At 47.5% G+C, this 19,847-nt stretch carries 20 protein-coding genes and 3 pseudogenes; 15 read left to right on the top strand and 8 right to left on the bottom strand.

Going from position 1 to position 19,847, the window contains the following annotated elements; translation table 11 throughout:
• The first annotated feature begins 48 nt into the window (after positions 1-48).
• Positions 49-372: a hypothetical protein gene (locus tag ACLD4F_RS02850; protein ID WP_254870892.1), complete on the top strand. Its 324-nt coding sequence runs from the start codon at positions 49-51 to the stop codon at positions 370-372.
• Positions 373-739: 367 nt separating this feature from the next.
• Positions 740-1,529, top strand: a pseudogene (locus ACLD4F_RS02845) (helix-turn-helix domain-containing protein); the annotation flags it as partial.
• Between the two features lies 1 nt (position 1,530).
• Here ACLD4F_RS02845 and ACLD4F_RS02840 read toward each other — a convergent pair.
• The 4 genes and pseudogenes from ACLD4F_RS02840 to ACLD4F_RS02825 form a co-directional block, all read right to left on the bottom strand.
• The gene (locus tag ACLD4F_RS02840; RefSeq protein ID WP_010989018.1) at positions 1,531-2,439 is read right to left on the bottom strand and encodes a hypothetical protein; all 909 of its coding nucleotides are present in this window, start codon (positions 2,437-2,439) and stop codon (positions 1,531-1,533) included.
• A 141-nt stretch (positions 2,440-2,580) separates the two neighbouring features.
• Positions 2,581-2,913: a DUF1493 family protein gene (locus tag ACLD4F_RS02835; protein WP_079945021.1), complete on the bottom strand. Its 333-nt coding sequence runs from the start codon at positions 2,911-2,913 to the stop codon at positions 2,581-2,583.
• Positions 2,907-3,005, bottom strand: a pseudogene (locus ACLD4F_RS02830) (STM2901 family protein); the annotation flags it as partial. The pseudogene ACLD4F_RS02830 and the gene ACLD4F_RS02835, both read right to left, overlap by 7 nt.
• Positions 2,999-3,118 (bottom strand): annotated as a pseudogene (locus tag ACLD4F_RS02825) (type II and III secretion system); the annotation flags it as partial. The pseudogenes ACLD4F_RS02830 and ACLD4F_RS02825, both read right to left, overlap by 7 nt.
• Before the next feature lie 150 nt (positions 3,119-3,268).
• Between ACLD4F_RS02825 and ACLD4F_RS02820 the strand changes: the two are divergent.
• Complete coding sequence (locus ACLD4F_RS02820) at positions 3,269-3,517, top strand: type II toxin-antitoxin system Phd/YefM family antitoxin (RefSeq protein ID WP_000885424.1); 249 nt, start codon at positions 3,269-3,271, stop codon at positions 3,515-3,517.
• Positions 3,507-3,791: a type II toxin-antitoxin system RelE family toxin gene (locus ACLD4F_RS02815; RefSeq protein ID WP_000221344.1), complete on the top strand. Its 285-nt coding sequence runs from the start codon at positions 3,507-3,509 to the stop codon at positions 3,789-3,791. Before ACLD4F_RS02820 ends, ACLD4F_RS02815 begins: the two co-directional genes overlap by 11 nt.
• Before the next feature lie 86 nt (positions 3,792-3,877).
• Here the strand turns inward: ACLD4F_RS02815 and ACLD4F_RS02810 are convergent, their stop codons facing one another.
• Positions 3,878-4,957, bottom strand: a complete 1,080-nt coding sequence (locus ACLD4F_RS02810; RefSeq protein ID WP_411010665.1) for an S-adenosylmethionine:tRNA ribosyltransferase-isomerase — start codon at positions 4,955-4,957, stop codon at positions 3,878-3,880.
• Positions 4,958-5,149: 192 nt separating this feature from the next.
• Positions 5,150-5,638, bottom strand: a complete 489-nt coding sequence (locus ACLD4F_RS02805; protein ID WP_001293634.1) for a MarR family winged helix-turn-helix transcriptional regulator — start codon at positions 5,636-5,638, stop codon at positions 5,150-5,152.
• A 44-nt stretch (positions 5,639-5,682) separates the two neighbouring features.
• Here ACLD4F_RS02805 and ACLD4F_RS02800 point away from each other — a divergent pair, with 44 nt between their 5' ends.
• From ACLD4F_RS02800 to ACLD4F_RS02780, 5 genes are all read left to right on the top strand, one after another.
• Entirely contained in the window at positions 5,683-7,191 is a 1,509-nt protein-coding gene (locus ACLD4F_RS02800) for an FAD-dependent oxidoreductase (protein ID WP_023649758.1), read from the top strand.
• Complete coding sequence (locus ACLD4F_RS02795; protein WP_079965527.1) at positions 7,181-8,422, top strand: MFS transporter; 1,242 nt, start codon at positions 7,181-7,183, stop codon at positions 8,420-8,422. Before ACLD4F_RS02800 ends, ACLD4F_RS02795 begins: the two co-directional genes overlap by 11 nt.
• Positions 8,423-8,491: 69 nt before the next feature.
• On the top strand, positions 8,492-10,048 hold the full coding sequence (locus ACLD4F_RS02790; protein ID WP_076031773.1) for a PhoPQ-activated pathogenicity-related family protein: 1,557 nt from the start codon (positions 8,492-8,494) through the stop codon (positions 10,046-10,048).
• Positions 10,049-10,224: 176 nt separating this feature from the next.
• Complete coding sequence (locus ACLD4F_RS02785; protein ID WP_000824240.1) at positions 10,225-11,511, top strand: MFS transporter; 1,287 nt, start codon at positions 10,225-10,227, stop codon at positions 11,509-11,511.
• A complete protein-coding gene (locus ACLD4F_RS02780; protein WP_000864928.1) occupies positions 11,486-12,511 on the top strand; it encodes a zinc-binding alcohol dehydrogenase family protein in 1,026 nt (341 codons plus the stop codon). Before ACLD4F_RS02785 ends, ACLD4F_RS02780 begins: the two co-directional genes overlap by 26 nt.
• A gap of 58 nt (positions 12,512-12,569) precedes the next feature.
• Here ACLD4F_RS02780 and ACLD4F_RS02775 read toward each other — a convergent pair whose 3' ends face one another.
• Both ACLD4F_RS02775 and ACLD4F_RS02770 read right to left on the bottom strand, forming a co-directional pair.
• On the bottom strand, positions 12,570-13,361 hold the full coding sequence (locus ACLD4F_RS02775; protein ID WP_001518759.1) for a FadR/GntR family transcriptional regulator: 792 nt from the start codon (positions 13,359-13,361) through the stop codon (positions 12,570-12,572).
• Positions 13,362-13,406: 45 nt separating this feature from the next.
• Complete coding sequence (locus tag ACLD4F_RS02770) at positions 13,407-14,498, bottom strand: choloylglycine hydrolase family protein (RefSeq protein WP_023218017.1); 1,092 nt, start codon at positions 14,496-14,498, stop codon at positions 13,407-13,409.
• A gap of 417 nt (positions 14,499-14,915) precedes the next feature.
• Between ACLD4F_RS02770 and ACLD4F_RS02765 the strand changes: the two genes are divergently transcribed.
• Genes ACLD4F_RS02765 through ACLD4F_RS02740 form a run of 6 tightly spaced genes read left to right on the top strand, consistent with a single transcriptional unit; the run spans position 14,916 to position 19,838 of the window.
• The gene (locus tag ACLD4F_RS02765) at positions 14,916-16,019 is read left to right on the top strand and encodes a hydrogenase small subunit (protein ID WP_001194448.1); all 1,104 of its coding nucleotides are present in this window, start codon (positions 14,916-14,918) and stop codon (positions 16,017-16,019) included.
• Between the two features lie 2 nt (positions 16,020-16,021).
• Positions 16,022-17,824 (top strand): nickel-dependent hydrogenase large subunit, encoded by a 1,803-nt coding sequence (locus tag ACLD4F_RS02760; RefSeq protein WP_000331200.1) that lies wholly within the window; start codon positions 16,022-16,024, stop codon positions 17,822-17,824.
• Positions 17,775-18,518 (top strand): Ni/Fe-hydrogenase, b-type cytochrome subunit, encoded by a 744-nt coding sequence (gene cybH / locus ACLD4F_RS02755; protein ID WP_000924456.1) that lies wholly within the window; start codon positions 17,775-17,777, stop codon positions 18,516-18,518. Before ACLD4F_RS02760 ends, cybH begins: the two co-directional genes overlap by 50 nt.
• 5 nt (positions 18,519-18,523) lie before the next feature.
• On the top strand, positions 18,524-19,132 hold the full coding sequence (gene hybD, locus ACLD4F_RS02750; protein ID WP_000852663.1) for a HyaD/HybD family hydrogenase maturation endopeptidase: 609 nt from the start codon (positions 18,524-18,526) through the stop codon (positions 19,130-19,132).
• Positions 19,132-19,431, top strand: a complete 300-nt coding sequence (hypC, locus tag ACLD4F_RS02745) for a HypC/HybG/HupF family hydrogenase formation chaperone (RefSeq protein ID WP_000334910.1) — start codon at positions 19,132-19,134, stop codon at positions 19,429-19,431. Before hybD ends, hypC begins: the two co-directional genes overlap by 1 nt.
• The gene (locus ACLD4F_RS02740; RefSeq protein ID WP_000155978.1) at positions 19,428-19,838 is read left to right on the top strand and encodes a hydrogenase; all 411 of its coding nucleotides are present in this window, start codon (positions 19,428-19,430) and stop codon (positions 19,836-19,838) included. Before hypC ends, ACLD4F_RS02740 begins: the two co-directional genes overlap by 4 nt.
• Positions 19,839-19,847: the final 9 nt, after the last annotated feature.

Genomic DNA, 19,847 nt, shown 5'->3' with positions numbered 1-19,847 from the left:
TTCGACCGTCAGATTTTCCAGTGTATTGTCAGTATCATAACGACCTGGGTGCCGTCGAAAAATATCGTGCTGATTATAGGAGTAAAAAACATGGCCGCGTATGACATCGAAAAGGACATCGGGCCGCGGGTTCAGATTATCCAGGAGATACACGAATTAATTCTGGCGGGTGAAATGGAAGTGGCCAAAGGGATGCTGCGCACACTGATTAAAGTCACGTTCGGTTATCCTGCGATTTTTGACGAGGTTCGGCAGGAATGCCAAATCAACAATGCGCATGTTGTCGCCGGATGTGGATCCGGGTATCAAAGCGTTTATAGCCGTTGTCAGAGCTGCAGAACATCAGTCAGAAAAAGCAGCGGACCAGGGTAAAACCCACTGAGCCAAAAACCTGCGCGACGAACCGGTCACAGTGGCCGGTTTTTTTATGCCTGCGTGGCGTGTGCTGCGTGAAATCGTGTGCAGGATAAGCGGGTGCAAATCAACAGAATTCGCGCAGCGTCACGGCAGGGAAGGGATCAAACTTATGGGCCAGAAGTTTTTTGACATACACGAATCCAGCCGCTTTAACATGTCTTTTAAATGTTCTGGTGAATTTAACATAATATACATTATGCGCACTATAATTGTAGGGGCTCAATGATAATGTCTATTTGTGGCTCATTAGGAATGTCCAGGCTATAGTTCTCAGACCTGTATGCCTAGTCAACAACTCACTTTTCCTGATGAGGAGTTTTCTGTGGCTATACATGACACCGGGATGTTCACCGTGAAAGAAATCAACCGCCTCAAAATCCTTCAGGATGTCATCGACCGCAACCTGCGTCCTGGTCAGGCAGCCGAAATGCTCGGTATCACGCCGCGCCATTGCAGCCGTCTGCTGAAACGTTATCGTCAGTCCGGGCCACTGGGCATGAATAACCAGAGTCGTGGCCGCGTTGGTAACCATCTGTTGCCAACTTCACTGATAGATCAGGCACTCTGTATAATCCGGGAGCACTACCGTGATTTTGGCCCCACGCTGGCGCTGGAAAATCTGGAGGAAGTTCACGGTCTGGTTCTTGGCAAGGAAACTATCCGACGCCTCATGATAAAAGCCGGAATCTGGATCCCTCGCAGATAACGCGCGCCGAAAATTCATCAGCCTCGTTACAGGCGGCCTTGTACTGGCGAGCTGATACAAATTGATGGCTGCGACCACCACTGGTTTGAAAGCTGGGGTCGACCCTGTACTGCTTTGGTCTATGTTGACTATGCCACCAGTCGCCTGATGCACCTGCTGTTTGTGAAATCTGAATCCACAGATTGAGGACAGCGAGCACAGTCGCCGGGCCATCGGTAAATATATCGAAGTCTGGCATTATCCTGACGGGCATAAGGAACTGCGGCTGAATGGCGTTCTGCTCCCCTATTCCACCTTCGACCGGTTGTCGGAGGTGGACCCCGTCGCAATTGTTGATAATAAAAGACTGGGTCATGTGCTTGGAGTTGCGCGCCAGGCCCAGAGAAAACTGGACAATAATCGCTCACTTAAATAAAGAGATGTCGTAAAAATGCCAGCTCAGGCCTGCGCTGCGCCAAAAAATCAACTAACGGATTGAACCACTCTGGACGCTGCCACTGCGAAAAGTCAGGACAATTCGCTGTCGTCATCGGGCTATTCATCAATGGATGTTCAATCATTGGTGTACTTAACCCTTGACGTGCTCGCCAGTTTTTTACCGCCTGATATTCAAATGGCCAGAGTAATAGATCCTGACGCTGAATTTCATAGCCAGTCAAGCAACAATGCTTATCGCTATTATGAAAATCGGTCCACTCAAGATGCTTATCACATAGCGTAATTAATCCGGTGCGGACTAGTTCATCATCTGATGACAATAAAATGTTTTGGCAAAAGTCCAGATAGACAGGATCAACACGCACTTGCATTGCTTCCCAGTTGATTGTATCCCCCCGTTCACGCGCCATTATCTCCATCGCCAGGATACCCAATTTCTGTTCACGATAAAACGGAACAATTTCTTTCAATACGCCGCTTTGAAACCCGCGCTGAATGGCCGGATAGCAATAAGGAACTAAAGAGAATTGATTGCAGGCGAATAGTGTTAACCAACTCTCTCCCTGCTCGCTAAACTTCGTGGTATGTCCCCGCTCTTCCCGAATATCAAAATGATCACAAGCTAGCTCGATACTCCATAGAGCAAGATTAGTACAAAGCAATGAGTTATCTGCTTTCCCTGTTTTATAGCAACCATCAAAATAGAGCGTGCCATTAGCCTGCAAGAAACAAAATAATTGAGTACTGATAAGCACCATTAGATCATCTTCAGCTTGATAAATTTTATCCAAACGCTTCTGAACCAGTTCAGGATTGAGCCGATAATAGCGTTCAAAATACTCATCTTTCCACAATACATGTTTCTTAACATGGTTCACAACTTGTTTATAAGTGGGCATGGTGTCACCTAATAGTCCATTATTTTAGCGTTCAATATATATCTTTATAGAGCCTATAACTTGTTAGGGCATATAGCCTTGACAATATGGCGGAAAGCGAAAAGCAGCCCCCAGCGTGAATCAGTCATACAACCAGCGACCAGACCTGGCAGACTCAATGAGCATACCTATCGTGAACTCCGGCACCTGAGGAATATCGTTTTTGCGAAACGGATTAAGCAAATGCTTTAGCGGTGGTTCTGGCGGATAGTATGTTGTGATCGAGAAATTCCCTTTATCTACATTGAATGTCGTAAAAAAATCATCCATCAATGCCAGTGCTTCATCATCTTCCAGCCGTAGATCTGAATCCAAATCTGTTGACGGTGTCAGTTCTTTTTTCTTAAAGAGGTAAATTCCATCATGGCTTCTTACCAGTTCATAAATCCGCTGTTCAAGAGCATCACTTACCATATTTTATCGCTTCCTCTGGCAATACGGTTGTAATCCCTGCCTGTACGATATGCAATCTGCGACACGTCAGAGGCCAGAATAATCCATCCGACTGTTCAGCAAGGCCACCAAGTAAAATAATATCACCATCTGCAAGGCTGACTTCGGTTGTTACATCACGCTTGATAAGGGTTGGCGAGTTATTAACGCCGGTTTCAGTGGTCACAAGTTAGGTTCTGGACATCAGAGCTTAGCCTTGAAAAAACCGTCAGCTGCCCGCATCACTGACCGGGCTGGCGCTGAACCTCTTTCGGGAAAGATGCTTTTATTAGCACTATTAAAGGTGCTATATTTAGTCATCAACAGGAGGTAAATTATGGCATTTCAAATTTTAACGACTACTGCAGCAAGCATTACAGAACTGAAACGTGATCCAATGGGAACTTTCAATGCCGGAGATGGCGCTCCAGTTGCCATTCTTAACCGTAATGAACCGGCTTTCTACTGTGTTCCTCCGGCACTTTATGCTCATCTTATGGATATTCTTGAGGATGAAGAACTCGGTCGTATTATCGATGAGCGTGCGAATGAACGCGTCATTGAGGTCAACATTGATGACTTATAAGCTGGCATTTAACGAATCTGCACTAAAAGAGTGGAAAAAGCTGGGACATACTATACAGGAACAGTTTAAAAAAAAGTTACGTGAACGGCTTGAAAACCCTCGGGTTCCGGCTTCTCAATTACATGGAAGAAAGGATCAGTACAAAATTAAGCTGCGTGGTGCAGGATACAGACTGGTGTACAGCGTCGAAGATGAAATTATCACGGTAACTGTCATTGGTGTTGGAAAGCGTGAAAATGATGCCGTCTACAAAGTGACACAACACAGAAGCTAATCACTCAGGAAATGCTCTCTTTCCCCGTCAAGCGATACGACAAACAGGCTCAGTTCTTTTATGTGACTGCACCTTGACATATGTATTCATCCCTGCCCTTCATCCTGTATGATTAACATGCAATCACCAAACATATCGAACTGACATGACTGGATATCTTCTGAGGCATAGGCCTTCATGAGTAGATCAACCCCAGCAAACTGACCGGTTAACACCATATGCGTCGTTTTTGGCTGATGTAAGTTCGTTAGCAGGCAGTCAACCACTTTCAGTTGATAGCCTGGATGTATATAAAGCGCAGTCCAGCCAGAACTTGCTTTGAGGCAATTGTGTTCCCTCGAATACGCGGACTCCAGGCATCGTGTAACGGTAGTTCCTACGGCAAAAATACGTCCGCCATTTTGCTTCGCAGTATTAATGATATCCGCTGTTGCTTGCGGAACCTCGTAGTATTCTTCGTTGATAGTCACTTCCTCTACACATTTTGTTTGTATTTTTCTGTTGGACAACATTTCTGTTGATGCAACATGTAAAGTGATGAAGGATATTAACCCACCTTTATCTTTGATTTTTTGGATAACATCCCAGGTAAAATGAATGCCGGCAGAAGGTATTTCCAAAGAACCATACTTTTTAGAAAAAACGGAACGGTAAGCATCTGGATATTTATAAAATAGGCTGGAATCCACATACTCATCAAGACGCTCACCATGACTGGCTAAATAGCAAATTAAGGCCTCATGATTTTCTACGACGGCTCGGTACTGGCTCTCCTCGCTAAACTTTTGCTCTATCTTAATGGAAATTTCAGGGTTATCAACCAAATAGAAAACATCATTCGCGTTAAGTCTTTCTTTTAAAAGTCCGGAAATAATTACTCTATCATTTGGTAAAAATCCCTCTAAAACAATTTTAATTAATCTATTCCGTCTTGTTTTACAGATAAACATATGGTTTATTATAGTACTGTCGTTAAAACAGATTACATCACCTTCTTTGATATAATCTGTTATTTTACTAAAGTCTACCTTATGGATTTCCCCTTTACTCCGGTTGAGGACAAGCATTTTACACTTTTCCCTGTATGAATCATTGGCTATCCAATGAGGTCTGAGTGGGATAGTCATCTGATCGGTAATGCGAAAATCATATTTTTCGGTAAGCATATATTTACCCTTTGAAAAACCATTGATACGGCGATTGTTATATAGCCATATTCTGCAGTATACGTTGGCCTTTCAAAGGGTGAAAATTAACTCGATAAATGTTGTTGTTATATTTACTTTGCTGGCTATTTAATCAATGTCAGATACCGATATTAAGCTGGACGATCGGATTTGACCGCCCTTTTCTTTTGCTTATTCCGGCATTGAAGCATCGCTATCCATTGCATCGGCAAACTTTTGCATTAACCGAACAAAGACATCAAGTTCATCCTGAGGCCAGTCTTTAAAAACAACTTTGCCCATTTGCTCTCGCGCAGCGTCTATACGCTCCGTCATCGCCTTTCCTGTACGGGAGATAACGGCCTCGCGTATACGACGATCGATGGCATTATGCTGCCGTATTATCAACCCCAGCTTCTCCAGTTTGGCGACCTGTCGGCTTACCGTCGTATAATCACGACCGGCACGTTCGGCTAACTCAACAACGCCAATCGGCCCTAAACGTTCGATACTAATAAGGATCGAAAATAGCGCACGATCGAGTTGAATCCCCGCCTCTGCAATTAATTTCTCATCATTACGAGGCCGGTTAAGCGCGCTCACCACGCGAATCAACGCACCGTGAAGCGCCTTCATTTGCTCGGAAATATGTGTATCTTGCACATTTTTATTTTCTGACATAGCATGTCTCCTCTTATGTGCATAATACACATATCGGAGAGACGATGACAAGATACACCACTACAGATGTACTGATCTGCGGCGCTGGCGTTACCGGGCTTACTTTAGCCATCGAACTGGCGCGTCACGGGGTCTCATTTCGCCTGATTGAGAAAAGAACGACGCCTTTTATCGGCTCCCGCGGTAAAGGTATTCAGCCGCGAACGCAAGAAATCTTCGAGGATCTTGGAATACTCAATAAAGTGGTCGCCGCCGGCGGGCTCTATCCCCGACTACGAACCTACCGTCACGACGGAAGCTATGTAGATTCAGATATTGCGCATCATACAAAACCGACCCACGCCGAACCCTACCATCTGCCATTGATGGTTCCACAGAACGTGACAGAAACGATTATGCGAGAGCAATTAAAAGCATGGGGACATCGGGTGGAGTTCGGCTGCGAGTTACGACATTTTGCGCAAACCCCACGCACAGTCACCGCGTATGTTGCCGGGCCGGCTGGAGAAGAGGTCATCATCGCGCATTATTTGATAGGTGCGGATGGCGGCGGAAGCTTTGTCAGAAAGAAATTAGGCGTCAGCTTCCCCGGCCGTACGTTGGGAATCCATGCGCTTGTGGCTGACGCTTCACTTTCCGGTCTGAACCGGGATGTATGGCACCATTTTAACGATGGCGATATGGCGCGGATGATAACGATTTGCCCTCTCGCCGGCACGCAGCTCTTTCAAATCCAGGCGTTGTTGGCCCCGGACGACTCGCAGAATTTCTCAGCCGACGTGCTCACGGCTTTTCTTACTGAACGAATCGGGCGGACGGATGTTCGCATCCATTCGATTCCCTGGGTATCGAAGTACCAGATGAATGCGCGCATAGCGGAACATTACCGTGTGGGTAAGGTATTTTTAGCCGGTGATGCCGCTCATGTGCATCCGCCGACGGGTGGGCAAGGGTTAAATACCAGCATCCAGGATGCCTATAACCTGGGATGGAAAATGGCAGCCTCGCTGCGGGGCGCAGGAGAAGAGCTTCTCGATAGCTATGAACAGGAACGCCGCCCGGTAGCCGAATCACTGCTCCACCTTTCTACCCGATTACTTGACTCTCAAAAACAGGGTGGCATCAAACGAGAACGCGACGTTCAACAACTTGACATCCAGTATACCGACTCCCCCTTAGCCCACACGTTGCCCGAACGTCAGCATGGGTTACAAGCGGGAGAAAGAGCTCCGGATGCTCCTCTTTTGGGCGCCGGCGGCCAATCATTACGATTATTTCAGTTACTCCAGGGTCCGGACTGGAATCTGTTGGCCTACGAAACCCACGGTAAGGTCATCGATGCGCGGCGAGGTCTGCGTATTCATCACATTGGCGAGCAGGACGAGCTCATCGATACCCTGGGGCACTTCCGGGAGTCCTATCATCTGGCCCCGGGTCAATGCGTGCTGATCCGACCCGATGGCTATGTCGGCGCATTCTTTCACGGCAAACAGAGCAACGATATTGAAAATTATCTCTCTCGTTTTGCCATAGGGATTAAAGATGAATACTAATGTCTATGAGAACACCGACAGCGAAACTATCACCCCGCTCAACAAGCGTCATATTTTGCCTGTTTTCCTGCTTGTCGGCCTTTACGCCGCCAGTACAGCGGCTGTGATGTCGGTACTGCCTTTTTATATCCGCGAGATGGGCGGTTCGCCGCTTATCATTGGAATCATCATCGCCACTGAGGCTTTTAGCCAATTTTGTGCAGCGCCCCTGATTGGCCACCTTTCCGATCGCGTTGGCCGCAAGCGAATACTGATTGTCACGCTGGCTATTGCTGCGATAAGTTTACTATTACTCGCCAACGCGCAATGTATCCTGTTTATCCTGCTCGCCCGCACGCTTTTTGGCATTAGCGCCGGGAATTTGTCAGCCGCCGCAGCCTATATTGCCGATTGTACGCACGTCAGAAATCGGCGCCAGGCAATCGGTATCCTCACAGGCTGCATTGGTTTAGGCGGTATTGTCGGGGCAGGCGTTTCCGGGTGGCTATCGCGTATCAGTCTGGGCGCGCCGATCTACGCCGCCTTTATACTTGTCCTTGGGGCTGCCCTGGTCGCGATTTGGGGGTTAAAAGACCCTTCCACAACATCACGTACCACAGATAAAATAGCGTCGTTCTCTGCCCGCGCTATTTTAAAGATGCCAGTCCTTCGCGTCTTAATCATCGTAATGCTTTGTCATTTCTTCGCCTATGGCATGTACTCTTCACAATTACCTGTTTTTCTTTCTGACACCTTCATCTGGAATGGGCTTCCCTTTGGGCCAAAAGCGTTAAGCTATCTGTTAATGGCGGACGGGGTTATTAATATTTTCGTTCAGCTATTTCTGTTAGGTTGGGTGAGCCAATATTTTTCGGAGCGAAAGCTAATTATCCTCATCTTCGCCCTTCTTTGTACTGGATTTCTCACTGCGGGTATCGCCACGACCATACCAGTGCTTATTTTTGCTATCGTTTGTATTAGCATCGCTGATGCGCTAGCCAAACCCACTTATCTTGCCGCCTTGTCCGTCCATGTATCGCCTGCCCGACAAGGTATCGTCATCGGAACGGCACAGGCATTAATCGCAATCGCTGATTTTATATCCCCCGTATTGGGCGGATTGGTCCTGGGGTATGCCCTGTATGGCGTCTGGATCGGTATAGCTATCTCTGTCGCCATTATTGGTCTGGTGACGGCAATGATTTACCTTTCAAAAAGTTCAGTGCTAATAGTGAAACCAGAAACAGAATAATGTGACAACGTCACAAATATTATTGTTCCCTTCTTCCGTTATTTATCAAAAGTATTGTACTTATATTGAATGTTTAAGAGGTATTTATGGAAATTATGCTGGCTGGCATTTGCCCTTGTAACGCGCGGGGAAAGCATGAAAAAAATATATCTCGTTGTTATCGTACTGTTTTTTATTTCTACAAAAGTTTATACACTACTTCATAACAACATCTTCTTTTGTCGAAACAGCCCGGAGTGTGATTTGTCTCATGTTCTCCCCGACTACCGGGAGCAGATTTCAGGCACACCGCTAAAATATACCTTGATTAATATAGCTCCATTAGCACAGGTGGTAGTCAGACACTATGAGTTATTATCGCAACACTGGTCGCCAGATGACATGGTAACCCCTGCGCAATGGCGACATAACGTTGATATTTATATCCCTGAAACGGCAAAAGAGCACCATGCTTTGGTGGTTGTAAACAACGGAATTAATTATGAAAAAGGCGTACAAATCCCCAGTAAAGCTGGTGATTTCCCCCAGGAAACACTGGCAAGCATCTCCCGTGATACGAATACCATCGTAATATCAGTGAGTGATATACCTAACCAATATTTAACCTTTCAGGATGATAAAAAACCACTGAAAGAGGACGAGAGCGTTTCCCGAAGCTGGGCATTATTTATGGAAGCGCCGGAGCAACGTGAGTTAATGCCTTTAAATATTCCTATGGTCACTGCCCTATCGCAAGCGATGAGATTAGCAAAAAAGGAATTAACGCAATGGAATATAAATTCCTTTATCATTACAGGTATTTCAAAGCGTGGCTGGGCCACCTGGTTGTCAGCTATTGCCGATCCTGATGTTGAAGCAATTGTTCCCTTCGCCATTGATCTACTTGATATTGATGCTTCACTTGAGCATATTTATCAATCATACGGTGGAAATTGGCCCATTACATTCTACCCCTACTACCAGCAAGGCATAGATGAGAAAATAAAATCCTCCACATTTACCCAACTAAGGCAAATAATAGATCCGCTAAGATATCTCAACACTATTTATCAACCCCGCCTTGCAATACCGAAATATATTATTAATGCAAGCGGCGATGATTTTTTCGTACCAGACAATACTCGCTTCTATTATAGCAAACTTCCTGGCGTAAAATCATTACGTATAGTACCTAATATGAACCACTACTCAATTAACCAGTTCGCTGAAGAAAGCCTCGTTCCATTTATTAATAGGTTTCAAAGTAAAAAAACATTACCACAGTTGATCGGCCTTATTCACCACCATCTTCTTACGGTCTATTTCTCAGAAGCGCCGGTAAAAGTCGTTCGCTGGACAGCCAACAATCCAAATGCGCGTGATTTTCGTTATGCCTGTGGCATCCGCTATCAGCCGCTTACAATAGATATTCCCGCCAACAATAAGATCAGTATTACGTTAAATGAACCGAAGACAGGTTGGGAAGCTACCTATATCGAAGCCACTTTTAATGATGGCTATGTCGCCACGAGTCAGGTTTATATTACGCCCGATGAAAAATACCCACAGACAGCACCACCTTCCGTTAACGCCGCATGTCAAACGTTACCGGGGCGTGGATTAGGGGAAAACGATAGCCCCGATTGAATTTTCAAGTAATTGTCTGATTTTAAATAATTTTATCCATCACGCTTGCGATGGATAAAAATCCTCTGCGATAAATTTTTGTTATATTGATCACGTTCTAACCACAAGAGAGGTGATTTGAAAATAACCTTAAAATATTGTGGTCAGGCCGCTAGACCACAATAAGAGGATTAATCATGAAAAGAAAAACAATGGGATGGCTTATCGTTTTTCTTCTATTTATAGTTTACATGCTCAACTATATGGATCGTTCAGCATTGTCGATAACTGCCCCCTTGATCGAAAAGGAGTTAGGATTTAACGCCGCGGAGATGGGAATGATCTTCAGCGCATTTTTTATCGGATACGCCCTGTTTAATTTTATTGGTGGCTGGGCCAGCGATAAAGTTGGGCCAAAAACGGTTTTTCTCATCGCAGCGTTACTATGGTCTGTATTTTGTGGCTTAACTGGTTTAGTCACCGGATTGTGGACAATGCTTATCGTGCGCGTTCTTTTCGGTATGGCTGAAGGACCGGTCAGCGCTGCCGGAAATAAAATCATCAATAACTGGATTTCCCGAAAGGAGTCTGCCACGGCGATCGGAATTTTTAGCGCCGGTTCCCCGCTCGGCGGCGCGGTGTCCGGGCCGATTGTGGGCCTGTTGGCGTTATCCTTAGGCTGGCGCCCCGCATTTGGCATTATTTTCTTATTTGGCCTGGTCTGGGTACTACTGTGGTACTTTATCGTTAGCGATAAGCCAACAATGAGTAAACGCCTGGCGCCGGAAGAACGCATTGATTTTGAAAATCATGAGGACGTTATTTTATCTGATGATGGCCGGGCTACGCCTTCACTCGGCTATTACATGAAACAACCAATGGTATGGGCGACAACTCTGGCTTTTTTCAGCTACAACTATATTCTTTTTTTCTTCCTGACCTGGTTCCCAAGTTATCTGAACCATTCGTTACATCTCGATATTAAAGAAATTAGTATCGCCACGGTAATTCCCTGGGTCATCGGCGCCATTGGTATGGTGCTCGGCGGCGTCTGTTCTGATGTAATTTATCGGATTACCGGTAATGCCCTGCTCTCACGTCGACTTATTCTGGGCGTATGTCTGGCAGGCGCGGCGGTATGTGTTGCCGTTTCCGGTACCGTTAGCACTATTGGTAGCGCAATTACGCTCATGTCAGTTTCACTCTTCCTGCTCTATTTAACAGGCCCAATTTATTGGGCGGTTATTCAGGATGTTGTTCATAAAGATAAGGTAGGGAGCGTCGGCGGAGCCATGCATGGCCTGGCTAATATATCCGGCATTATCGGTCCGCTTGTCACCGGTTTTATCGTTCAATTTAGCGGTAAATATGACTATGCGTTCTATCTGGCTGGTGCTATCGCTATCGTTTCAAGCCTGTTGGTCTTCGTGTTTGTAAAAAGTAAAGGATTCAAAGCCAATGAAAGTCAAAGCTGTGTTCATTAATAAGCCTGGTGAAGTTGAAACCCGCTGGGTGGATTATCCCCATAAGAAAGAAAATGAAGTATTAATTAAGGTTGATGCTGCAGGCATTTGCGGATCGGATATCGGGGCTTTTCGTGGAACGAACCCACTGGTTACTTACCCAAGAATTATTGGGCATGAAGTGACCGGAATTGTTCTTCAGGAAGGCGCCGGAATGCCGGACAATATTAAAAAAGGCGACCGCGTGATTGTTGACCCTTATATTTATTGTGGTCACTGCTACCCTTGCTCTGTCGGCAGAACTAACTGTTGTGAAAATTTAAACGTCATTGGCGTGCATGTCGATGGCGCAATGCAGGAGGTGGTTACTCATCCCGCACATTTAATTCATAAAATTCCAGATAACGTGCCTTCTGAAATGGCGCCGCTGGCAGAACCGCTGACCATCGCTCTGCACGCGCTGCACCGGGCAAACGTTAAGGCCGGGGAATATGTTGCCATCATCGGCGCGGGGGCCATTGGTCTTATGGCGGCATTAAGCGCGCGACATTACAAGGCAACGCCTATTCTGATCGATATTGTGGAAGAAAGGTTACGCTATGCGCAAAAGCTTGGCGTTCCTTATGTACTGAACGCCGCTGACGATCAGGTTATCGACGCTATTAAAAATATCACCCACGGCACCATGGCGCAGGTCGTGATAGAAGCCTCCGGCGCAAATAGCGCTATTCGAAATACGCTTGATTTAGCATCTTTTGCTGGTCGTATTTCGTTTACCGGATGGCCAAAACAGGAAACGTCGCTGCCGACGAACCTGATCACCTATAAAGAACTGGATTTACGCGGCTCCCGCACCAGTGCCGGTGAATTTGATGAGGCATTACGCATGCTGTCAACGCTGGAGATTAATCCGCAAGATGTTGTCAGTAAGGTCGTCAATCTTGATGAGATCCCTGATGCAGTTAAAGAACTTGATCGCTATCCGGAGCGCTACTTAAAGATTAATGCTGTTTTCCATTGATTTACGGCAAGTTCTACCGCATGGCATGACCGCCATGCGGTGTTATTTACCGACAAACTTAGCCGCCGACAATCTTTCTCACATAGCGTAAATGTTCCAGAGATCCCTCATAGGCGCTGTCAGCATCAGACTGGCGCATCGCATCCACTATCGCTTTATGTTGTTTGTTGAGATTAAGTAAAACATTTCTGTCTCCAGACTGCTCATCAAGCCCGGCATAAGGGATATTAATCCGTTGTTCCCATAACATACGGGACATATCGAACAACACCCGATTACGGCTGGCCTCAGAGATCGCAAGGTGAAACTCTTTATCCAGCGAGTAAAAGCCGTGGACGTTATTATCGTTAATGGCTTGATCCATACGATGATAAATCGCCTCAATTTGGTTGATGACGTCAACGTTATCGTTTTGTGCGGCTAAGCGCGCGCAATGGCTATCAACCAGCTCGCGAGTAGAGAGAATTTCTTCGATGGTATAGTCGCTGGCAAGGTGTTTTTTATCTGAAACGATAACCCCATTACCGGACTGAATCACGATCCATCCGGAGATCTCCAGTACAATAAGGGCTTCTCGCAAGGAGGCGCGGCTCACGCCAAGCTGTTTTGCCAGTTCGCGTTCTGGCGGTAAAAAAGTTCCCGGTGGAAAAATATTATCATTGATCAGCTTAATGATGAGGTTGGCTATCTTCTGATAGAGCCTCTCCTGCCTGACCTCAGGTATAACCATGCGCCCTCCAATCCATATCCAGGGGATTTTGAATGGATTTAGCATACCATCCTGGCGCTGGTGATCGTGATAATTAATTACCGTGCATGATAAAGAGAAGCAACCGCCGGTAGTCTCCATTACCTTCGCTGAGACTACCGGGGAACCTAAACCGAGACGAGCGATTTATCCTTTAACGTTGATTTTCTCGAACACGGGCGCAGTCGCGTTCTTAAACTGAGAAAGAGACCAGGTTTTATAGTTGATATCATTGTAGCCGCGCACCATCATCTCACCGTGCGTTAAGTCAGACAGCGTTGTCCAGACCGTATATTCTGAGACCGGTTTGCGGGTGGCGTTGCCTTCCCCTTCACTCCCCATATAATCAACCGTAATATTTTTCGGACGATCGAAACGGCTCATAATATGCGCAAGCGTATTCATTGCATCGTGGGCGGATGTCGCTTGCGGCGCATATGTGGTGTAATAAACGCCGCGTATAAAACGGGAAACCGACGTATCGGACGATGGCAAGTCTGCAATAGCAATCCCGCTATCAGGCTGCATCACCTTTATCCCGCCCAGTGTGCCTGAAGAGCGGTCCACATTGGTTAATTGCGTATAGTTATTCAGATTTGTCAGATGCCAGGGGAATGCGGGACCATTTGTCATCACGCGAGTGGGATTGTCATAGACATGGAATTTGCCATTTTCCACTTCAACGACAATGCTTCCTCCTTTCTTGTCGTAAAACGCATAATGAAATGGCGATTTCAGATCGCCAAACCGATGCAGTTCCGGTGACCAGAATTTGCCCTCTTTTATTGCCTGTTTTACCTCGCCGACAGTAGCAAAACGGGCCAGCGCCCATTCTCCCAACGAGGTGACAGGAATTGCCTGTTTATATTCATTCGCGGGCAATGGCGGCAACTGCGCATTCATGATCATGTTTTCACTAAATGACAATCCCGCGCTATTCATGCCTTCAAGTATGTCTCTGCTATCGCCATCAGTAATGGTGGAAGTAATGGCCAGTATCGGATATTTCGCCTGATAGCTCACTCCCTGACTGCCATCCGGCGTTTTTTTATCAAACTGCGTTCCCGCCGGATAATACGTTAACCACGAGGGTAAATCCTGCATATATTCCAGCGTACGTCCATGAAAAATATCGCCTTGTTTATCCTGAATAGCAAGGGTTGTGCAGGCCTGTGCAGCCAGGGCGTATGAAAACAGCGCCGGAGCGATAAATAACATTGCTTTACTTTTTTTCATCATGCTCTCCTTGTTTGTAAAATGGATTGGATGAATATATTAAATTAAACCTATCAATGGTTATGCAGCACGTAATTAATTGTGATCTTATTTTACAAGCTAATAAATTTAACTGACGGGTTTAAAGGAGAGTTAAACACAGCGAACTAATATGAAACGCGTTATCCGTGTGACCATTTAAAAAAATCCCATTATGTTATAAATAAATCTTATCAACATTAAGAGATACCTTCACAACGCTATATTTACTCCACATCACCAATAACATTAAATTAATTTATGTTTTTGAGTAATGTGAGTAGCACACATGTAATCGGTTGTTACGAATTAGAAACATAATTGCTACTAAAACACGTTGAGAAAGACAAGAAATGCAACATATGATGCCCACACTAACTATAGTGGTTTGGGATAAACGTTATGCAAACACAAGATACATTTTATCAAGTTATGCGTAGACACGGCGTGACAAGGCGTAGCTTCCTCAAGTTTTGCAGCCTTACCGCAACGTCTTTAGGCCTGAGCAGTTCGATGATTCCTCAGATAGCTTATGCCCTGGAGAATAAACCGCGTACGCCAGTGATATGGCTGCATGGTCTTGAATGTACCTGTTGTACCGAATCTTTCATTCGCTCTGCGCACCCGTTGGCAAAAGATGCCATTCTGTCGCTCATTTCCCTGGATTATGACGACACCATTATGGCCGCCGCAGGGCAACAAGCCGAGCAGGCGTTGGCGGATGTGATGCGCGAGTACAAAGGAAATTATATCGTTGCCGTGGAAGGTAACGCGCCGCTGAATGAAGATGGGATGTTTTGCATACTGGCTGGTGAGCCGTTCCTGGAGAAGTTAAAACGCGTCAGTGCGGATGCTAAAGCGATTATCGCCTGGGGGTCCTGCGCATCATGGGGCTGCGTGCAGGCAGCCCGTCCCAACCCAACTAAAGCCACGCCGGTTCACAAATTAATTACCGATAAACCCATTATTAAAGTGCCAGGCTGCCCACCTATACCTGAAGTGATGTCCGCCGTTATCACCTATATGCTGGCATTTGATCGCATCCCTCCCCTTGATCGTCTTGGACGACCAAAAATGTTTTATGGCCAGCGAATTCATGACAAATGTTACCGACGCGCGCATTTCGATGCCGGTCAGTTTGTGGAAGCGTGGGATGACGAAGGCGCCAGAAAAGGGTATTGCCTGTACAAGATGGGCTGTAAAGGCCCGACCACCTATAACGCCTGTTCAACCGTTCGCTGGAATGATGGCGTGTCTTTTCCTATCCAGTCGGGTCATGGATGCCTCGGATGTTCGGAAGATGGATTCTGGGATTACGGTTCTTTTTACAGCCGGGCAACGGGCATTCCGCAAACCGGCATTGAGGCTACCGCCGATAAAATCGGACTGGGCGTTGCCGGCGTCGCGGGCGCTGCCGCCATCGCTCACGCCACGGTTAGCGCCATAAAACACGCCCGTAATAAAAACAACACGTCATCAGAAAACGCTCCGGAAGAGAAAAAATAATTATGGCATATCCTTATCAGACTCAGGGTTTTACGCTGGACAATAGCGGACGGCGAATTGTGGTCGATCCGGTTACTCGCATCGAAGGGCATATGCGCTGCGAAGTGAATATCGACAGTAATAATGTCATTACTAACGCCGTGTCGACCGGCACCATGTGGCGCGGCCTGGAGGTTATCCTGAAAGGTCGCGATCCGCGAGACGCCTGGGCATTCGTTGAACGCATTTGCGGCGTCTGCACCGGTACACACGCTCTGACCTCAATCCGTGCCGTAGAAAATGCGCTGGGAATCGCGATTCCGGACAACGCAAACTGTATCCGTAATATGATGCAGGCTACGCTACACGTTCACGATCACCTGGTGCATTTTTATCATCTGCACGCGCTGGACTGGGTCGATGTAGTTGCCGCCCTGAAAGCCGACCCGCATCAGACCTCCGCCATCGCGCAAAGCCTTTCCGCATGGCCGCTATCCTCGCCGGGATATTTCCGCGATTTGCAAAATCGACTGAAGCGGTTTATCGAGTCCGGTCAACTTGGCCCTTTCCGTAATGGCTACTGGGGACATCCGGCGATGAAACTTCCGCCGGAAGCCAATTTGCTGGCGGTCGCCCACTATCTTGAAGCGCTCGATTTTCAAAAAGAGATCGTAAAAATTCACACCGTTTTCGGTGGTAAAAACCCGCATCCTAACTGGCTGGTGGGCGGCGTTCCTTGCGCCATCAACCTTGACGAAACGGGCGCGGTCGGCGCAGTGAATATGGAACGCCTGAACCTTGTCAGTTCCATCATCCAAAAAGCTCGCCAGTTCTGCGAACAGGTTTATCTTCCGGACGTCTTGCTGATTGCCAGTTATTACAAAGACTGGGCAAAAATCGGCGGCGGGTTATCGAGCATGAACCTGCTGGCTTATGGCGAGTTTCCGGATAACCCTAACGATTATTCCGCCAGTAATCTTCTGCTTCCGCGTGGGGCTATCATTAACGGTCGTTTCGACGAAATTCATCCTGTCGATTTAACCGCCCCCGATGAGATTCAGGAGTTTGTCACTCACTCCTGGTATACCTATGGTAACGGCAATAACGATAAGGGCCTGCATCCGTGGGATGGTCTGACCGAACCGCAACTGGTCATGGGCGAACACTATAAAGGCACAAAAACCTTTATCGAACAGGTGGATGAGTCCGCTAAATATTCATGGATTAAATCGCCGCGCTGGAAGGGACATGCGATGGAGGTAGGTCCGCTGGCGCGTTATCTGATTGGATATCATCAAAATAAACCGGAATTTAAAGAACCTGTGGATCAACTGCTTAGTGTATTAAAGCTGCCTAAAGAAGCGCTCTTTTCTACATTAGGGCGTACTGCCGCGCGTGCGCTGGAATCCGTATGGGCAGGCAATACGCTGCAATATTTCTTCGATCGTCTGATGCGTAACCTCAAGTCCGGCGATACGGCGACGGCAAACGTCACGCTCTGGGAACCCGATACCTGGCCTACATCGGCAAAAGGCGTTGGTTTCAGCGAGGCGCCGCGCGGCGCGCTGGGGCACTGGATAAAAATTGAAAATCAGAAAATCGACAGCTATCAGTGTGTGGTACCGACAACCTGGAATGCCGGGCCACGTGACGATAAAGGTCAAATTGGCGCGTACGAAGCGGCGTTAATGGGGACTAAACTCGCCGTTCCCGATCAACCATTGGAGATTTTACGTACTCTGCACAGCTTCGATCCCTGCCTGGCCTGCTCCACCCATGTTATTGATAATCATGGAGGGGAGCTGGTCAGGGTTCAGGTACGATGACGACGATTCGGAGGTCTCAATGCATCTCAAAGAAATAACCAGCCAGGGGTACTATATCTATGAAGCGCCGGTCCGTTTATGGCACTGGATCACGGCGTTATCCATTGTCGTCCTGGCTGTTACAGGATATTTCATTGGCCGCCCCCTGCCATCGATTCAAGGTGAAGCGACCTTTATGTTTTGGATGGGCTGGATACGACTGATCCATTTTACCACGGCGTATATTTTTACTGTCGCGCTGCTGTTTCGTATTTACTGGGCATGTGTCGGCAATGAGTACGCCAGGGAGATGTTTCTGGTTCCGTTCTGGCGCCGCGCCTGGCGCAAAGGCGTTATCAGCGAAATCCGCTGGTATTTTTTCCTCGAAAAAGAGGCCCATCGTTACTATGGACATAATCCGGTAGCGGGACTGGCGGTAATGTTCTATTTCTGGATGTCCGTACTGATGGTGTGTAGCGGCTTTGCGCTCTATGGCGAAGGGCTTGGAACAGACAGTTGGGCGTATCAATGGTTTGGCTGGATGATTCGCCTGACTGGCAACGATAGCCTCGCGCTACATTTCTGGCACCGGCTGGGCATGTGGTTCATTATCGCCTTCGTCATTGCGCATGTTTATACCGCTATCCGCGAAGACATTATGAGCCGACAAAGCGTGATTTCCGTCATGATAAGCGGCTGGCGCTGGTTCAGGTGATAACAATGGCAGAAGTAACAATCTTAGGGCTTGGCAACCTGCTTTGGGCAGATGAAGGGTTCGGCGTCAGAGCGGCGGAAAAGCTGTTTGAACAGTATGCCGATAACGAGAAAGTTGACGTTGTTGATGGCGGTACGCAGGGGCTGGCGCTGCTGCCCTGGCTGCAACAGACCGAAAAACTGTTAATCATGGATGCTATCGATTTTGGTATGGCGCCAGGTTCGCTGGCGATGTTTCGTGATGAACAGGTTCCCGCCTATCTGACGGCGAAAAAACTCAGTTTACATCAGACCAGTTTTTCTGAAGTGCTGGCATTGCTGCAATTAACCGGCGGCCAGTTATCGGAGATTGTGCTGATTGGCGTGCAGCCGGAATGTCTGGATGACTATGGCGGGAGTCTTACGCCGCAGGTAAAGGCGCAACTGATGCCTGCGGTCTGTCTCGCGCAGGAAGTGCTGGCGCAATGGGGTATCACCGCCTCTTCAGCGGCCTTGCCCACTGAAAGACTCAATCATTACAGCCTGTGTATGGAACGCTACGAAGATGAACGGCCAGATGCGCAAAGCGCTTGCCGGGTCGGCGATATTCGGGTGCTACAGAGAGAGAAATCATAATGTGTATCGGCGTTCCTGTGCAGGTTATTTCACCCGGTCAGTGGTTCGCCAAATGCCGCGACCGACACGGCGAGCTTATCGACGTTGATATTCGGCTTGTGGCTCCCCCCTTAGCAGGCGCATGGCTGCTGACATTTGGCGGCGCAGCACGACGAGAAATGGACGAAACGGAAGCCGTTGAGGTACTGGCGGCGCTGGACTCGCTGGAACAGGCCATGCTCACGCAAAGCGATCCGCTGACCGGTTTTGCCGATTTATTGTCTCGCACGCCTGAATTACCGGAGCATTTAAAAAAATGACTATCTCACCCCAAAATCCTGTTTGTCCACTGGCGGATAAAGGCTTTCTGGTTACCGATGCGCAAACGCTCCCGTCGTTGATTAATGCGCATCCGACTCTGCTGGTTTTGCTGCAAAGCGACCCCAACAAACATCCGGAAGTCGCCGACAGTTGGGTCATTATCCCGGAGATCCTCAAGCAATTTCCGGCGACGTCTTATACCGCGGCATTTGCGGATAGCGAACAGAGTGAACTGATCGCCCGGGAGTATCGCATTCTGAAATATCCGGCGCTGCTTTTCTTTCGCCAGCACCGTTTTGTCGGCAGTCTGGCGGGATTATATAGCTGGCAAGAATACTCTCAGCGGGTGGCCGCATTGCTGACCACACCGGGCTATCGTCAGGATATTCCCGTTATCACGCAATAGAATGAAAGG

This window comes from Salmonella sp. 741265050_HSA, from assembly GCF_046569445.1.
Taxonomy (GTDB): Bacteria; Pseudomonadota; Gammaproteobacteria; order Enterobacterales; family Enterobacteriaceae; genus Salmonella; species Salmonella enterica.
This window is presented reverse-complemented; position numbering and strand designations above follow the sequence as displayed.

Coding starts and splice junctions, on each gene's coding strand:
- ACLD4F_RS02835 (WP_079945021.1), bottom strand. CDS start 2,913: ATGGTAAGTGATGCTCTTGAACAGCGGATTTATGAACTGGTAAGAAGC.
- ACLD4F_RS02820 (WP_000885424.1), top strand. CDS start 3,269: ATGGCATTTCAAATTTTAACGACTACTGCAGCAAGCATTACAGAACTG.
- ACLD4F_RS02815 (WP_000221344.1), top strand. CDS start 3,507: ATGACTTATAAGCTGGCATTTAACGAATCTGCACTAAAAGAGTGGAAA.
- ACLD4F_RS02810 (WP_411010665.1), bottom strand. CDS start 4,957: ATGCTTACCGAAAAATATGATTTTCGCATTACCGATCAGATGACTATC.
- ACLD4F_RS02805 (WP_001293634.1), bottom strand. CDS start 5,638: ATGTCAGAAAATAAAAATGTGCAAGATACACATATTTCCGAGCAAATG.
- ACLD4F_RS02800 (WP_023649758.1), top strand. CDS start 5,683: ATGACAAGATACACCACTACAGATGTACTGATCTGCGGCGCTGGCGTT.
- ACLD4F_RS02795 (WP_079965527.1), top strand. CDS start 7,181: ATGAATACTAATGTCTATGAGAACACCGACAGCGAAACTATCACCCCG.
- ACLD4F_RS02790 (WP_076031773.1), top strand. CDS start 8,492: ATGTTTAAGAGGTATTTATGGAAATTATGCTGGCTGGCATTTGCCCTT.
- ACLD4F_RS02785 (WP_000824240.1), top strand. CDS start 10,225: ATGAAAAGAAAAACAATGGGATGGCTTATCGTTTTTCTTCTATTTATA.
- ACLD4F_RS02780 (WP_000864928.1), top strand. CDS start 11,486: ATGAAAGTCAAAGCTGTGTTCATTAATAAGCCTGGTGAAGTTGAAACC.
- ACLD4F_RS02775 (WP_001518759.1), bottom strand. CDS start 13,361: ATGGAGACTACCGGCGGTTGCTTCTCTTTATCATGCACGGTAATTAAT.
- ACLD4F_RS02770 (WP_023218017.1), bottom strand. CDS start 14,498: ATGATGAAAAAAAGTAAAGCAATGTTATTTATCGCTCCGGCGCTGTTT.
- ACLD4F_RS02765 (WP_001194448.1), top strand. CDS start 14,916: ATGCAAACACAAGATACATTTTATCAAGTTATGCGTAGACACGGCGTG.
- ACLD4F_RS02760 (WP_000331200.1), top strand. CDS start 16,022: ATGGCATATCCTTATCAGACTCAGGGTTTTACGCTGGACAATAGCGGA.
- cybH (WP_000924456.1), top strand. CDS start 17,775: ATGTTATTGATAATCATGGAGGGGAGCTGGTCAGGGTTCAGGTACGAT.
- hybD (WP_000852663.1), top strand. CDS start 18,524: ATGGCAGAAGTAACAATCTTAGGGCTTGGCAACCTGCTTTGGGCAGAT.
- hypC (WP_000334910.1), top strand. CDS start 19,132: ATGTGTATCGGCGTTCCTGTGCAGGTTATTTCACCCGGTCAGTGGTTC.
- ACLD4F_RS02740 (WP_000155978.1), top strand. CDS start 19,428: ATGACTATCTCACCCCAAAATCCTGTTTGTCCACTGGCGGATAAAGGC.